12 protein-coding genes are annotated in these 16,062 nt (G+C 63.3%); 5 read left to right on the forward strand and 7 right to left on the reverse strand.

What is annotated here, in order from left to right; all coding sequences use genetic code 11:
* Position 1: 1 nt before the first annotated feature.
* Positions 2-865 (reverse strand): GNAT family N-acetyltransferase, encoded by an 864-nt coding sequence (locus tag BRADO_RS24555; protein WP_012028901.1) that lies wholly within the window; start codon positions 863-865, stop codon positions 2-4.
* A gap of 97 nt (positions 866-962) precedes the next feature.
* On the opposite strand from BRADO_RS24555, the gene BRADO_RS24560 reads away from it, so the two are divergent.
* Positions 963-2,210: a DUF418 domain-containing protein gene (locus BRADO_RS24560; RefSeq protein ID WP_012028902.1), complete on the forward strand. Its 1,248-nt coding sequence runs from the start codon at positions 963-965 to the stop codon at positions 2,208-2,210.
* A 681-nt stretch (positions 2,211-2,891) separates the two neighbouring features.
* Here the strand turns inward: BRADO_RS24560 and BRADO_RS24565 are convergent.
* The 5 genes from BRADO_RS24565 to BRADO_RS24590 all read right to left on the reverse strand — a co-directional run bounded on the left by BRADO_RS24565 (position 2,892) and on the right by BRADO_RS24590 (position 10,821).
* Positions 2,892-3,671 carry an enoyl-CoA hydratase/isomerase family protein gene (locus tag BRADO_RS24565; protein ID WP_012028903.1) on the reverse strand — a complete coding sequence of 260 codons (780 nt, stop codon included), beginning with the start codon at positions 3,669-3,671 and terminating at the stop codon, positions 2,892-2,894.
* A 72-nt stretch (positions 3,672-3,743) separates the two neighbouring features.
* Positions 3,744-4,481: an alpha/beta fold hydrolase gene (locus BRADO_RS24570; protein WP_012028904.1), complete on the reverse strand. Its 738-nt coding sequence runs from the start codon at positions 4,479-4,481 to the stop codon at positions 3,744-3,746.
* The gene (locus BRADO_RS24575) at positions 4,481-7,906 is read right to left on the reverse strand and encodes an acyl-[ACP]--phospholipid O-acyltransferase (protein ID WP_012028905.1); all 3,426 of its coding nucleotides are present in this window, start codon (positions 7,904-7,906) and stop codon (positions 4,481-4,483) included. Before BRADO_RS24575 ends, BRADO_RS24570 begins: the two co-directional genes overlap by 1 nt.
* 92 nt (positions 7,907-7,998) lie before the next feature.
* Entirely contained in the window at positions 7,999-8,202 is a 204-nt protein-coding gene (locus tag BRADO_RS24580) for a hypothetical protein (protein WP_244422882.1), read from the reverse strand.
* A 531-nt stretch (positions 8,203-8,733) separates the two neighbouring features.
* Positions 8,734-10,821, reverse strand: coding sequence for a molybdopterin oxidoreductase family protein (locus BRADO_RS24590; RefSeq protein ID WP_012028907.1), 2,088 nt, complete (start codon positions 10,819-10,821; stop codon positions 8,734-8,736).
* 427 nt (positions 10,822-11,248) lie between these two features.
* Here BRADO_RS24590 and BRADO_RS24595 point away from each other — a divergent pair, with 427 nt between their 5' ends.
* From BRADO_RS24595 to BRADO_RS24610, 4 genes are all read left to right on the forward strand, one after another.
* Entirely contained in the window at positions 11,249-11,935 is a 687-nt protein-coding gene (locus BRADO_RS24595; RefSeq protein ID WP_012028908.1) for a GntR family transcriptional regulator, read from the forward strand.
* Positions 11,936-11,997: 62 nt separating this feature from the next.
* Positions 11,998-12,996: a TRAP transporter substrate-binding protein gene (dctP, locus tag BRADO_RS24600; protein ID WP_041756914.1), complete on the forward strand. Its 999-nt coding sequence runs from the start codon at positions 11,998-12,000 to the stop codon at positions 12,994-12,996.
* A gap of 33 nt (positions 12,997-13,029) precedes the next feature.
* A complete protein-coding gene (locus tag BRADO_RS24605) occupies positions 13,030-13,542 on the forward strand; it encodes a TRAP transporter small permease (protein WP_012028910.1) in 513 nt (170 codons plus the stop codon).
* Between the two features lie 23 nt (positions 13,543-13,565).
* On the forward strand, positions 13,566-14,855 hold the full coding sequence (locus BRADO_RS24610; protein WP_012028911.1) for a TRAP transporter large permease: 1,290 nt from the start codon (positions 13,566-13,568) through the stop codon (positions 14,853-14,855).
* 147 nt (positions 14,856-15,002) lie between these two features.
* Here BRADO_RS24610 and BRADO_RS24615 read toward each other — a convergent pair whose 3' ends face one another.
* On the reverse strand, positions 15,003-15,734 hold the full coding sequence (locus tag BRADO_RS24615; protein ID WP_012028912.1) for a Crp/Fnr family transcriptional regulator: 732 nt from the start codon (positions 15,732-15,734) through the stop codon (positions 15,003-15,005).
* Positions 15,735-16,062 lie beyond the last annotated feature (328 nt).

The raw sequence follows: 16,062 nt of genomic DNA on the forward strand, positions 1-16,062 counted from the left end.
GCTAACCGAGTTCGAAAGTGGTGACGCCGAATACCCGCTCGATCAGCAGCGGCGCGATCGGGCCAGTGTACATGCGCGCGGTCTCGAACACCGGCTTCAGGCCGAGACTCTCCGCCAACGCCACCGCGTCCGGATTGATCGCGGGCACGTCGAGGAAGACCTCGGCGTCGCCGATCTCGCTCAGCAGCGCCGAGACGATGGCCTCGGCGTCGGCCCGGCTTTGCGCGACGAGCGGCCCGATCTTGTAGCCGCTGCGACAGGGACGGATCACGCCCCAGGCGGCAAGCGCGCCAGCGCGGATGACAGCGCGGCCGACATGGCCGGACGCTTCGGTCCAGGCCCGCAGGAAGGCCCGGCGCGGCGCCGGAAACACCGCCGCATCGGAGGCTGCGATGTCGGCCAGCGGCACGTTTGTCAGCGGCACCACGTCCGATCGCACGGCAGCCGGCAGCGCCAGTGCCTTACCGCCGTAGCGGACATTGGCATAAGCATAGCTGAACCCGGACTTGCGATAGTTGTCCTGCTGCGCGACGACGCCGTCGAGCCCGACGACACGCGGTCCCGCATGCGCCATCGCGGCCTGCCAGAGCCGCAGGCCATAGCCCTGGCCGCGCAGATCGGCACGCACGATATAGAAGCCGAGAAACGCGAAGCGGTCGTCGTAGTTCACGCAGGAGACGGTCGCGACCGCCTTCCCATCGCGCTCAGCGACGAGGAAGCCGTCGGGGTCGACGGCGGCAAAGCACGCCGCATCGGACAGACCGGGATTCCAGCCTTCGGCCGCCGCCCAGTCGATGGCCAGCGGAATCTCGTCAGGCCGCATCGGCCGAATGAGAAGACCGTCGACGGCATGGGACGTGGTCATGTCCTCATCCTCATGCCTTGAATACAGCCGCGCATCAACAACGAAGCCTTGACTGAGGCCACATCCACTGCTCCTTCACTGTCGGCATTGCCCGCCGATGAAACGTCGTACCACCGAGGTCGAGTTGACAGCCCCTCTTAGCAGAGACACCGCGCGGAGTCCGCTTTCCTCTGTCGCAACCACCGACCGTCTTGTCAGCCTCGACATCCTGCGCGGCCTCGCTCTGTTCGGGGTGATGGCCATCAACGTCGTGTTTGAATTCCGGATCTCGATCTTCCGGCAGTTTCTGCCAGCAACGACAACGCACGAGGCAGGGACAATTTTCTTCGCAGGATCATTGTCGCAAGAGATGGTCGATCTGTTGTGGATGATCATCGGGGACTCGCACTTCAATCGCGCCATCGAGGATGGTCTCGCGCGCGCCGTCTCGATGAAGGCGTTTGCCCTGTTCTCGCTGCTGTTCGGCGTCGGTCTGGCCATGCAGTTCGACCGGATCGCTCCGGAGCGACGTGTTACCCTGCTGATCCGGCGGCTGCTCGTCCTGCTCGCGATCGGCATTCTGCACCTGACACTGCTGTGGAATGGCGACATCCTGACCGAATATGCGATCGCCGGACTGATCGCGCTGCCGTTCCTGTTTGCGCCAGGCTGGCTGGTGCTAGCGAGCGGCCTCGCCCTGCTCGGCTTATACTTCACCGGCTGGCTGACCCACATGCTGCCGCTGCCGAGCTCCGCCTGGATGATGCAACATGTCGCGGATGCTGCGCATATCTACGCGGACGGCAATTTCTCGCAGACCCTGGTGTTCCGACTGTCCGAGATCAGTGCCATCGCGCCGCTGCATCTCTGGATCTTTCCGCGGACCCTCGGACTTTTCCTCGCCGGCATCGTCATCTGGCGTTTCCGCGTGCTGCGCGATACGCCGTATCACCGCATCGTGCTGCTGCTGACGGCCCTGGCCGCACTCGCTGTCACGATCGATGCCGGCTCATCGCTTGCAACTGTGAGCCTCGCGCTTGCCTATGGCGCGCTGATCCTTTCGGCTGCAAGCACCACATGGGGCGTCCGCCTGCTCGGCTGGGCGGCTCCCGTCGGCCGGATGGCCTTCACCAACTATCTCATGCAGTCCGTCATCTTCAGCATCGTGTTCTACGGCTACGGCCTCGGCCTGTTCGGCCGGCTCAGCGTCTCGCTCGCTCTTGGCATCGGCATGATCGTCTATGCGATCCAGGTGATCGCCAGCCGGTGCTGGCTGAAGATCTTCCAGTTCGGGCCGATCGAATGGCTGTGGCGCAGCCTGATGTACAACAAGCTGCAGCCGCTGCGGCTTCAGCTGCCTTCCTGATGCGAACTGCCCGTCGGGTTACTATGTCGCACCCCCATGGCTGTTGCACCGTCGGGCAAATCAGCTGCACATTTCCCGACGTCACGGCCTACGAGAGGGGCGCCTCGCGATCGTCACGAGCGTTGGGCCGGTGATGCGGTGGCCGTTGCGACATCAGGCGCGTTTGCGCAAGACGACTGGTGGGGCGGCGGACGGCGAAATCGTGTGGTCCTGACATCCCGACGCTGATGTCAACTCGCGACGAGGCTCTGCTTCGCGTGGGGATGGTGGCCAGAAAGCCCGGCGCACCAGGGAGATCACGTATAAGCCGTAAGCCCATCGCGCAGGGAAGGCCGGTAGTTGCGGCCAAACCTGTGGTGACTGCCGCCTGCTTTTCTTCCTGCAGGCGGGCCATGGGGGCGGCGAGCTCCCGGCCTTCCCTGCGCCCTCTTGCTTGAGAGGGCTGATATCAGGACAAAACTCGGGCGCTGAGCGCCGCGAGATCGCGGACTTATGTGTTGCGTTATGTCGACGAAAGTGGAGCGAGCGCTTTGCCACCACTCCACTGTCATCGCCCGCGAAAGCGAGCAACCCAGCATTCCAGAGGCGGTTATGATCGAACCGAGAGGTCTCGGCGTACTGGATGCTCCGCCTTCGCAGAGCATGACAGCGAGGACAACAGAGCGGCCGTCAGGCGCGCGACTACTTCCCCGGCCAGACCGGCTTACGCTTTTCTGCGAAAGCCTTCAGCCCTTCCTTGGCATCCTCGGTCATCGCCAGCAATGCGATCTGGCTTTCGAGATAGGCAATGGACTCGTCGAACGACATCGAGGCGATCGCGCGCATCGCGTATTTGCCGCGGCGGATCGCTGTCGGCGATTTGTCAACCAAACGGCCGATCAGCCAGTCGATCTTGGCATCGAGCTCGGCGGCGGGAACGACGTGGTTCAGCAGGCCGGCGGCCTGCGCCGCCTTGGCATCAAACGGCTCCCCCGTCAAAGCCCATTCGTTGACGAGGCGTGGCGGCGCGATGCTCTGCAGCAGGCTCAGCACCTGCATCGGGAACACGCCGACCTTCACCTCCGGCAGGCCGAAGACGACGTGGTCGGCCGCGACCGCCATATCGGTCATGCACAACAGGCCCATGCCGCCCGCCATGCAGACGCCGCCCACGCGGGCGATCGCCGGCTTGGTGGCGTTCTGCGACAGCCTGAGCAGATCGGCATAGTCGACATTGGGCCGCGAGAAATCCATCGCGAAGGCGGCCCCCGAGTTCTGCAGGTCGGCGCCGGCGCAGAACGCCTTGTCACCCGCTCCGGTCAGCACGATGACGCGCACCTCGGGATCGTCATGCGCCTGACGATAGCCGCGCGAGATCCCGGCGATGACGTCGCCATTGAGCGCGTTGCGCTTCTCGGGCCGGTTGATGGTGATCCAGAGGGCCTGCCCGCGCCTGTCGAGAATCACGCTGTCGTTGGTCATGGCTTCGCCTGTCGATGGATGTCGAGTGCGGGATTGTCGCGGGATAGCCGCGGACGGCAAGGAAAACTTGCGTCAGGAGGCCGCGCGGCGGCCGATCTCGGCGATGACGCCACGCAGCAGCGGGCGCGCAGGCTCGAACTGGCCGTCGCGGAGAAACGCGATGGTCTGCCGGAACGAGGCCGGGTGCACCAGGAGGCCCATATGCGAGGCCTTGATCACCGTGGAGTCCGTCATCTCGGCGAGCTTGCAGCTCTCGACCGAGACGCGGCCGTCATTCGGCCAGGGCAGCAGGAACAGGCCGGAAATCGGATCGAGGAAACGGTTTCCAGCGATCACGCCGATCTCGTAATCGGCCGGTGGCAAGGCGGCGAGCGTATCATGCTTGGTCGTGACCAGTTGCAGACCGGCTGGCCCGAAATAGGTGCGGTACAGCCCGACATTCTGCAGCCGGTCCGCAATCTCGCTGCCGCCATTGGGCGTGCCGAGCATGACGACGCGACCGAGACGCGGCGGACGATGCTTGGCAATGGTGACGCGCGCGAGCAGCCCGCCCATCGAATGGGTGACGAAGTGGATCGGACCGTCGATGCCGGCCGCGAACTCCGCGATGGCCGGATGGATATCCTCGGCCAACTGCTCGAGCGGCTTCTTGCGGCTCTCATAGTCCAGGTTCAGCGTGGCGAAGCCCGCCAGCTGCAGCCGCTTTTCCAGCGGACGCAGCATCAATGAGCGGCCGGCGATGCCATGCAGCAGCACGACCCCCGCGTTGCGGGGGCCGTTCTGGTGGCGACGTCGGCGCAGCGAGGTCATCACGCGACTTCCCGCTCCTCCGTCTCGCGCTCTGGAGCGACTGCTTTCGCATTCTCCTCGGCCAGCGCCTTCGCACCGACATAGTCGGTCTTGCCGGAGCCGAGCAGCGGGATCTTGTCGACCACCATGACGACGGCCGGCACCGCGAGCTCCGGCGCGCCTTGCGCCTTGGCCTGGCGCTGCATCGCTGCGCGCTCGGCATCCTTCTGCGTCGTGATCAGCACGATGCGCTCGCCCTTGCGCTGGTCGGGGATCGACACCGCGACGGAGGCCGCCTGCGGCCACAGGGTCGCGGCGATCTGCTCGACCACCGTCAGCGAGACCATTTCGCCGGCGATCTTGGCGAAGCGCTTCGCACGACCCTTGATCGTGATGAAGCCCTGCGCATCGATGGTGACGATGTCGCCGGTGTCGTGCCAGCCCTCCGGCAGCGCCTCGAGCACGCCCGGATTCTCGGCGCGGACATAGCCGAGCATGACGTTGGGGCCGCGGACCGAGAGCCGTCCGCCCTCGTCGATGCCCGGCACCTTGTCGAGCCGGTACTCCATCAGCGGAGACAGGCGGCCGACGGTGCCGACGCGATTGGCCATCGGCGTGTTCATCGCCAGCACCGGCGCGGTCTCGGTGACACCATAGCCTTCGAGCACGCGGATGCCGTAACGCTCCATGTAGACCTGCCGCGTGCGGTCCTTGACCGGCTCGGCGCCGGCGATAACCAGCCGCAAGGTGCGGAAATCATAGGCATGGGCCGAGCGGGCATAACCAGTCAGGAAGGTGTCGGTGCCGAACAGAATGGTGGCGCCGGTCTGATAGATCAACTCCGGCACGATCCGGTAATGCAGCGGCGACGGATACATGTAGATCGGAATACCCGCCAACATGGGCATCATCATGCCACCGGTGAGGCCGAAGGAGTGGAAAACCGGCAGGACGTTGAACACGAGATCGTTAGCATTGGCGTCGACCCGCGCCAGCGCCTGGGCCGCATTGGCGAGGATGTTGCGGTGGGACAGCACGACGCCCTTGGGCGTCCCCTCCGATCCGGAAGTGAAAAGGATCACGGCCGGGTGATCGGCGTTGCGAGCCACACGCGGCTTGGTGCCATCGAGGATCCCTTTGATCTTGTCGACGGCGCTGACGGCGGCCTTGACGTCCTCCAGATAGACGAGGCGTGCCTGCCCTTCGATCGCGGCGATCAGCTTGTCGAGCTTACCCTTCTCGATGAAGGCGCGCGAGGTAAGCACGGTGGTGACCTGCGCCGCCTTCATCGCGGCCAGCACGTTCACCGGGCCGGCGGAGAAGTTCAGCATCGCCGGCACGCGGCCGATCGATTGCAGGGCCATGAACACCACTGCGACGCCTGCCGAGTTGGGCAGCAACACGCCGACGTTTTCGCCGACCATCGTGCCATGCTCGAGCTTGCGGCTAAGCACCTGGGCACCCAGCAGCAGCTTGCGATAGGTCAGCTTGGTGCCGAGCGGGTCCTCGATCATCACCTTGCCGGTGTCGTGGTCGCGATGAGCATGCGCCAGCGCCTCGAACAGCGTGCGGTCGAGCATCGCGTTCTTGACCATGGCTTCGATCATCACGTCCTGCAGCGCCGCGCCGGCCGCGTTGCGGCGGGTCTTGCCTTTCAGCGCCGCGTCGATGGTGAGCTTCACTGGCGGCAGGATCGTCACCGTGACCTTCGGAAACCACGAGCGCTTGATCTGGCCGTCCTTGAGATAGCTCAGATGCGAGCGCTGCGCGCCCTCGATGCGCACGGGCACGACGACGGCATCGGCCTTGTCGGCGATCATCGCGGTGCCGTCATAGACCTTCATCAGCGAGCCGGAGACTGTGATGCGGCCCTCCGGGAAGATCACCACCGGCTCCTGGCTCGCGACCAGCTTGATCAGGTCGCGGGCGCCGAGCGGCTTGGTCGGATCGATCGTGATGTGGCGGACGAGCTTGAGGAAGATCTTCGCCCACCACGCCTTGGAGATGCCGGTGTCGACGGCGAAGGTCGCATCGATCGGCAGCACGGCATGCAGCAGCGGACCGTCGACGAGGCTGACATGGTTCGGCGCGATCAGCATGCGGGTGCCGGCCGGCGGCAGGTTCTCCAGGCCGCGCACCTCGGTGCGGAACAGGGCGCGGAACAGCATCGCGCCGAAGTCGCGCACGCCTTCACGGCCCCACTTGTTGAGCACGAACCAGACCGAGCCGAAGCAGGCGACCGCAAGGCCGAACATGATCCAGGCGATCGAAACGTCCAGCCCCTGCAGCGTCGCCACGATCGCCGTTCCGCCCACCATGAAGGCGGCCTGCAGCACGTTGCCCGCGGCAATGATGCGCGCGCGTTCGGCCGGCTCCGACCAGGCCTGCACGGCGGCAAAGGCCGGCACCACGAACAAGCCGCCGCCGAAGGCGAACAGCGCGAAATCGATCAGCATGCGCGCCCCTGCCCACGAGCCGATGAAGGCGAGCGCCGTGACGTCCTTGGCGGTTTCGGTCGTTCCGATCGCCCATGCGAGATCGAGGCCGAGCACGCCCATCACGATGGCACCCATCGGGACCAAAGCGAGGTTCGGGCGGACATGGCTGAGCTGCGCGGCGAACAGCGAGCCGGCGGCGATGCCGATCGCGAAGATCGCAAGGCAAAGCGTGACGACACCTTCGGTGCCGCCGACGACGTCCTTGATCAGGGCCGGCAGCAGCGACATGACGACGGCGCCGACCGTCCAGAACCAGGACACGATGACCGAGCCATCCCACAGCCGCGGCGTCGCATGCAGCAGCTTCAGCAGATGGAACGTCGACGTCCACGGATTGCGTGTGATCGGCAGATCCGAAGCGGACGGCGTGGTGTGCGGAATGCGCGCCGCTGCGGCCCAGGAGATCAGCGCAAGCCCAATCACGGCGGAGGACACCCAGCCCATATGCGACGAGCCCGAGACCAGCTGGCCACCGGCTATGGTGCCGATCAGGATCGCCATGAAGGTCGCGCCCTCGACCAGCGCGTTGCCGGTCGCGAGCTCGCCCACCGTGAGCTGGTCGGGAAGCATCGCATATTTGACCGGGCCGAACAGCGCCGCGATGACGCCAAACAAGCCGAGCGCGACGAACAACAGCGGGACCGAATGCAGGAAGAAGCCCAGCGCGGCAAAGCCTGCGGCGCCGATCTCGGCGAACTTCAGCTTCCGCGCGACAATACCCTTGGTGTAGCGATCGGCGAGCTCCCCACCGAGTCCCGACAGAATGAAGAACGGGAAGATGAAGACCCCGAGGGCAGCGGTGACGAGCGTCGCACCATGGTCGACGATGCCGCCGTAGAGCAGCATGATGACCAGCGCATTCTTCAGAACGTTGTCATTCAGCGCCGAGGACAACTGCGCCCAGAACAGCGGGGCAAAGCGGCGCGACGACATCAACTGCTTGATCATGGTCGTTTCCTGGTGTGTTGCGGCTGGGCCGCCGGGATCGCGAGACTGCCGAGGTTTGGTGCTGAAAATCAGATCTGCCGCCGGGCGCCCGGTCAGGCGCGGCGACCAACTGGGTAGTGTCGTTGCCCCCGCGCAGAATGTCGCGTGAACAGCGTCATCGTGTCGGCCAGCGTGAACGAGGACCACACCAGCGCCACGAGCCCTGCTCCCACCCCCCCGCGCAGCGGCCAGTCGAGCGGCAACGCAACGATGCCACCGCCGACCAGCGCAAAGGCTAGCGCAAAGGTGATGTGCAAAAAGCTTATCCGAAGCGAGGGCCGTTGCACTGAGGACATCGGACGTGAGGACATGGTGACCGCTTCCTTGCGCGTGTGCGGGGGATTTGAGACGTGGTCAGGTCAGGTCGCTGAGGTAATGAAAGCAGCCGAACAGTCCGCGGCTTCGCGACCGGTGCCCTTCGCGGCGAGCCGCGCGAAACAGGCCTTGGCCGGCGCCCGCGCGCATCCGTCGTGCCGCCAGCAGACCGGCGACATCGCAGGCGCTGGCGATGCGTTCGATGCGCGTAGCCGTCAGATGAGACGCTGCCCGAGCCAAGCCGTTCAGCAACGCTCGAACATCGACAACGAAAGGCTGATCACGAGGACTGAGGGATTGCATAAGATCACTCCATATTTGAGCAACGCTCAAATATCTACCGGAATGTTGAGCGCCGCTCAAGTTATTTCGACAGCTCGAAGCGAGATGGTCACCAAAACGTTAAAAGCCGCCCGCGCCAAGCGCAGACGGCCTCATAACGACTTGATTGTGCTTGAATCTCCGGAAGCGCCTCACGCCTGCGCTTTGCGCAGCCACACCTTGTTGTCGTGGAAGGCCGCTCCCCCAATCGGAGCGACAGTGTCCGCAGCGGTCAGCGAATTGATGCCGCGGCCGCCGATATGGGCGGCATTGGGGTGGATCGATTCGGCGATCAGAACGCCGCGCTGGACCCCCTCGAACAGCCGCGCCCTCAGCGACGTCTGTCCGCGAAGATTACCGAGCGTGACGGCCTCGCCGTCGGCGATGCCAAGCGGTTCGGCGTCGAGCGGATGGATCATCACCGTCGGCGCGCCCTCGCGAGCCTGGGATGAGGGCGTCTCGTTGAACGAGGTGTTGAGGAACGAGCGCGCCGGGCTCGTCGCCAGCCGGAACGGATGCTGCTCGTCCGTCTCTTCGGTCACCGCCCAGTGGTCAGGCAGCGACGGCATGCGCTCGGGATGGCCCATCACGCGCCCGAACGGCGGATGAGCCCAGTCGGCCTTGAAGTGAAACTTGCCGTCCCTGTGCGCGAAGCCGTCGAGATAATGCGAGGTGCGGAAATCAGGCTGCAGGTCACGCCACACATCTGCCTCGAGCGCGGCGATGTCGCCATGGCCGCTCTTCTTCAAGGTCGCATCGATCAGTTCGCGCGGCGTCATTTCAAAGCCGGGATGATGGGCGCCAAGCCGGCGCGCCAAGCCCCGCAGGACCTCGTGATTGGATCGGCACTCACCCGGGGGATCGATCAGCTTCGGTCCGACCGAAATGTGCTGATGGCCGCCGCCGTAGTAGAGATCATCATGCTCCATGAACATGGTTGCCGGCAGCACAATATCTGCCATCTGCGCCGTCTCCGTCATGAACTGCTCGTGGACCGCAACGAACAGATCATCACGCGCAAAGCCCTTCCTGACGAGATCCTGCTCGGGCGCCACCGTCATGGGATTAGTGTTCTGAATCAGCATCGCCTTGACCGGCGGTCCGCCGCAAAGCGATTCTGGATCTCCCGTCAGGATGCGGCCGATCTGGGACTGATCGAGAAAACGGGTGGCGTGATCGATCGCGTCGTGGCCCTCGATGATCGACTCGTCGAAGTGCCACAGCGCAGCATTGTTGAAGAAGGCCCCGCCTCCTTCGTACTGCCAGGCGCCCGTCACCGCGGGAATACACGACGCCGCGTGCATCTGGGTTGCGCCGTTCCGGCTGCGGGTGAAGCCATAGCCAAGCCGGAAGAAGGTGCGCTTGGTCTCGCCGACCAGTCTCGCGAACGCCTCAATGTCGACAACCGAAACACCAGAGATCTGCGACGCCCATTCCGGCGGCCGCGTCTTCAGATGGGCTTCGAGTTCGCTTGGACAGTCGGTGTATTTCGCCATGTAGGCACGATCGGCATAGCCGTCGCGAAACAGGACATGCATCACGCCGCAGGCAAAGGCACCGTCCGTCCCGGGGCGCAGGATGATCTTGATATCGGCCTGCTTCATCGTCTCATTGTCGTAGATGTCGACGGCGGCGATCTTTGCCCCGCGCTCCTTCCGCGCCCGAGCGGCATGAGTCATGACATTGACCTGCGTGTTCACCGGGTTCGTGCCCCAGATCACCACCAGATCGGACAGCGCCATCTCACGGGGATCAACGCCTGCGATCTTGCCTGTCCCTATTGCAAATCCCACACGCGCGACATTGGCGCAGATCGTCGAATAGAAACGCGAGTACCTCTTCACATGCGTCAGACGGTTGAGGCCGTCGCGCATCACCAGTCCCATGGTCCCCGCATAATAATAAGGCCACACCGCCTGCGACCCGAACTCGCGCTCCGTCAGCAGAAAACGCTCAGCGATCTCGTCGAGCGCGTCGTCCCAGGACATCCGCGCGAACTGCCCCGAACCTTTCGGCCCGATGCGGCGCAGGGGAAAGGTCAGTCGTTCGGCGTGATGAATGCGCTCGGCGTATCGAGCCACCTTGGCGCAGACCACACCGGCCGTATAGGTCTGGCGCTTCGAGCCGCGAACCCGCCCGATCGTGCTCTGGTCGATCACCTCGACATCGAGCGCACAGGCTGAGGGACAATCGTGCGGACACGTGGAATGGCGGATATCGACGCGAGGCTGCTGGTTCATCCCCAATCTTTAACATCAAAAAAGACCTCAGCCGAGAGCCTTCGCGACGCATTTGCACAAAGGCTGCAGGCCTCCACCGCAAGGGGAACCCCCGTCGCGACATTTGGACCAGCACCGACAGGACCGAGCGCTGATTGGTTGCCGTACTAACCCACGAGCGCATCCTCGCCTGCTTGCCGTGAGTGTCGTTCCCGAAGGCATTGCACGCGCCGAACAGTGCAAGAATGAATCGGGGCCGATGGCTCTGGATCGCCCTGTTTTCTTCGCTGCAGATCGGCATCGCACCGCACCACGATGAAGCTTCGGGTAGGCGGTATTTTCTATTGCCAAAGTCAATTCGTATATTAGTATATTAGTTGAGGAAACATCGATGCCCAGCCGCGCCCCTAGGAAATTGACTCCCGCGCCACATCCCGTCGTCGCCCGCATGCGCCGCAACGGCCGGCCGCGTGGAGCCACGGCGGCATCGCGGATCTATGCTGACCTTCGCGCCGAGCTGGTGTCCCTGGTGCGCCGGCCGGGCGAGCCGATTTCGGAAGCGCAGATCGCAACGGCCTACGGCGTGAGCCGGACGCCGGTTCGGGAAGCCATCCTGAAACTTTCGGACGAAGGGCTGGTCGAGATCTTCCCGCAGTCCGGCATTTTCGTCTCTCGAATACCAGTGGCTGCGCTCCCCGAAACAATCATCATTCGCAAGTCTCTTGAAGAGACGACCGCGCGAATGGCCGCCGAGCACGCGACATCCAGCCAAGTTCTCAGCTTGCGAGCGATACTGGAGCGCCAACGCGAAGCGTGCGCTGCGAAAGATCGCGAAGCCTTTCACCAAGCGGATGAGCTGTTTCATGCGGGTATCGCCGAGGTGGCTGGCTATCCTGGGATATGGAAGCTGATCCTGCAAGTGAAGGTGCACGTCGACCGGTTTCGACGCCTGACCTTGCCGCAGATCGGACGAATGACGGAAGTGATTGGCGAACACGAGCCGATCCTGACGGCGATCGAACGGCGCGACACCGACGGCGCACGCGCTGCCATGGCCAGTCATCTCGAACGGCTGCTCGACGATATCTCTGAAATTCAGACCCTCAATCCCGAGTGTTTCGACCAACCGAGCTAGCAATTGCAGCCGCGGCATCCACTGCGGTCTGTCGACCAGGCAAAGTCCGTGGGAGGGACGCCATGAAGAGACGTGATTTCATCAAATTGACCGCAGGCATCGCCGGTGCAACGGCGCTTCCACCGTTTTCAGCGGCGCTCGCGCAATCGAAGGCCGTATTCAAGGCGTCTGACGTGCAGCCTCCCGGCTATCCGACGGTTGCGGCAACCGAAAGCCTCGGCAAGAAGCTCGCAGCCGCGACCAATGGCAGGCTGACGATCCAGATGTATCCTTCCGCACAGCTTGGCGGCGAGAAGGAAACCATCGAGCAGACCCAGATCGGCGCGATCCAGATGCTGCGCGTCAGCGCCGGCGCGCTGGGCCCGATCGTGGACGACATCAACGTCGTCAACATGCCATTCTTGTTCAAAAGCATCGAGCATTCCGAGAAGATGATGGACGGACCGATCGGGCAGGATCTCCTCGATCGCGTGAGCGCCAATGCAAACGCAAACCTGGTGGCGCTCTGCTGGATGAATTCGGGTGCGCGCAGCATCTACAACACCAAGAAGCCGATCAGGACGGTCGAGGACGTCAAGGGCCTGAAGATCCGCGTCATCGGAAATCCGATCTTCATCGACATGATGAACGCGCTGGGTGGCAACGGCGTGGCCATGGGCTACGATCAGGTCTTCAGCGCCTTGCAGACCGGCGTGATCGACGGAGCCGAGAACAATCCTCCGAGCTACGTCTTCAGCAATCACTATACGGCCGCTAAGTATTATTCGCTGACTCAGCATCTCGTCATCCCGGAAGTCCTCGTGTTCTCGAAACGAGCCTGGGCGAACCTCTCCAATGACGACCAGGCACTGATCAAGAAGTTCGCGCGCGAAGCTCAGATGGAAGAGCGCGAACTCTGGAAGGCTTACGAGCGCGAGGCCATGGAGAAGGCCAAGGCGGCCGGCTGCGAGGTCATCGAGATCGCCGACAAGGCGCCGTTCCAGAAGGCCGTCAAGCCGGTCTGGGACAAATACGGCCCGAAATACCAGGACATGATCAAGCGCATCCAAGAAATCGCCTAGGGCGATCTCGGTCGGACAATCAGGAGGTTTGCCATGGCCGGACTCTATCGCCGAGCGATGGATGCGCTCTATCTCGCCTGCGTCATCGTGGGCGTGATAGCGCTGGTGCTGATCTCAGCGGTCATACCCTGGGCGGTCTTCACCCGCTACATTCTGAACAGCGCGGCCTCCTGGCCCGAACCGATGGCCGTCCTATTGACGATCCTTCTCACGTTCATCGGAGCCGCCGCGGGGTACAGGCTCAACCTGCATATGAACCTGGCCTACTTCGCCAATCAAACACCGCCCCCGATCAGAAGAGCGCTTGATGTGCTCGTGCAGTTGCTGATGGGGCTCATCGCGCTGTTCATGATCATTTGGGGCGAAAGGCTGGTCGAGGTCACCTGGAGCAATACGATCGGCGATTTCCCGTTCCTCTCGGTCGGCGTCACTTACCTGCCGATCCCGATCGGCGGCTTGTGTCTGCTGCTTTTCATCATCGAACGGCTGTTCCTCGGCGCGCCGCCGGACCCGATCCCGCACCACGACACAGATTCGTTCGAGTAAGCCCGCCAGCCGAGTCAGACCCGATGGACATCTTTATTTTGCTTGCGACAATGCTGGTGTGCTTCCTGATCGGGATGCCCATCGCCTACTCCCTGGCGCTTGCCGCAATCGCCGGCGCACTCTCCGTCGGCATTCCACTCGAAGCCGTGATGCTCAAGATCTCGGACGGCGTCAGCAAGGTCGCGATGCTGACGATCCCGTTTTTCGTGCTTGCCGGCGCGATCATGGCGGAAGGTGGAATGGCCAAACGGCTCGTGGCGTTCGCCGACGTTCTGGTCGGCCTGACCCGCTTGCGCGGCGGCCTTTCGATCGTGAACGTGCTAGCAACGACCTTCCTGAGCGGCATCTCCGGCTCAGCCGTCGCCGATACATCCGCAATCGGCTCGGTGATGATCCCGCAGATGGAGCGCAACGGCTATCCGCGTGTCTTCGCCACCAATCTGACCATCAGTTCGTCGGTTCAGGCGCTTCTGGTTCCGCCAAGCCATAACGCGGTCCTCTATTCACTCGCGACCGGCGGCACGATCTCGATCAGCGCGCTGTTCATGGCGGGCGTATTTCCGGGCCTCCTGCTCGGCTTTTCACTGATCATGCTGTGCATCGTGATCGCTTATCGCGAGGGTCATCCGCAGGGCCAGAGGGTTCCCGCCAAGGACGCGGTGAAGATCACCATCGATGCGGCGTGGGGCCTCATCACGCTTGTGATCATCCTCGGGGGCATTCTTGGCGGCATCTTCACAGCGATCGAAGCCGGTGCCGTCGCTTGCATCTGGGCATTCTTCGTCACCATGTTCATCTATCGCGACTACCGCTGGCGTGATCTGCCTGTGCTGCTGCATCGGACGCTGCGCACGGTCGCCATGGTCATGACCCTGATCGCCTGTGCTTCGGCGGTCGGCTATATCATGGCCCTCACGCAGATGCCGTCAAAGATGACGCAGTTCTTCCTGTCGATCTCGAGCAACAAATACGTCATCCTGCTCCTGATCAACGTGCTGCTCTTGCTGCTGGGGACGCTCGTCGACATGGCCCCGTCGATCCTGATCGCGACACCGATCCTGCTCCCCGTCATGCAGAATTTCGGCGTCGACCCGGTTCACTTTGGCATGATCATGCTGCTCAATCTCGGCATCGGGCTTTGTCATCCTCCCGTCGGCGCAATCCTGTTCGTTGGTTGCGCCGTCGGCAAGGTCTCGATCGAGCAGGTCATGCGCAGGATCTGGCCGTTCTACGCGGTGATGTTCGGCGTCCTGATGGCCGTCACCTATATTCCGGAAATCTCGCTCTGGCTGCCGCGCCATATTCTCCGATGAAGGCTCTCGCATCCGGGTCCGCGCCCCCGCCAGGTTCGCACTGGTCTGATCTATGCTGAGAGGCTGAGAAAGAGCGCATACCAGCGAGCGAGATGTCGCTGACGACTGGATCGGCGACATCGACGTAAGCAGGCCGGATCGGAGCGGCTATTCGTCGTCGTGTTGACCCGCATCTGCCAATCCACGCAATGGCTCGGGATTGAGAAGCACAATCGCCCCATGCTCGAGCCGGACCCAATCCCTGGCTGCCCAGGCGCGCAATTGCTTGTTGATGCTTTCCCGCGTCATGCCCACCATTTCGCTGATCTCCTGCTGGGTGATCGCGATGGTTCGATTTGACGAGTCGACTTTCTGCTTTTCAGTCAGGCCGAGCAAAGCGCTGGCCAGACGTCGTGGCAAATCCTGCAGGATGACCTGCTCGACCTGATCGCTGGTCCAACGAAGCCGGTCGCAGAGCAACTCGATGAACTTCATCGCGAGCACGGGCTGGCTCTTGACGAAGGGCAGGAATTCGCGCCGGTCGATGACCAGGATCTCGCAATTGGTGTTTGCGGTGGCGTCGGCCGTCCGCTCTCGGCCGTCGAGCACGGCGACCTCACCGAAGATTTCACCCGCGCTGATCAGATTGAGGATCGCGTTACGGCCGTCCGGCGACGAAACGCTGATTTTAACCGTCCCGCTGATCACAGCGTACAGGCTGGACCCCGGGTCTCCCTTCGAGAAGATCGTCGCGCCGCGCTTCAGTGTGGTCGGCTTTGCATACCGACAGAGCTGATCGAGGGCTTCGGGGTCGAGTTCGCAAAAGATCGGATGCTGCCGCAGCACCGACAGCTTGCCGCTGCTGGCCGGTCGGTTGCTCCCCTTCTTGTCCTCGATCACCCCGACTCTCCCTGGCGTTCATGCACCGCCAATCAAGGGAGATGTCGATGGCCAAGCGCCGATGCCGCGAGAGGACGGGTATGACCTCCAGTTGCCAGCACACGCGCCTTGGCCATCCGACAGCCGATCCCTCGATTCCACGCTGTTTGGAAATACGGCAGATCGGGAGATTGTCCAGAAAAATGCAGCAGAGACACACCCCCGCGCCAGAAATCCGGCCGTCGGCTGGGGCACTGCGCCTCTCCGAGGAGGCAAGACGACCGCGTTCTGCGCCGCAGATCAGCCGTCAGCCCATCACGCCGGAGTGACCCAGGCGTCGTTCGCAACG

Origin of the sequence: Bradyrhizobium sp. ORS 278 (genome assembly GCF_000026145.1) — a bacterium.
Classification (GTDB): domain Bacteria; phylum Pseudomonadota; class Alphaproteobacteria; order Rhizobiales; family Xanthobacteraceae; genus Bradyrhizobium.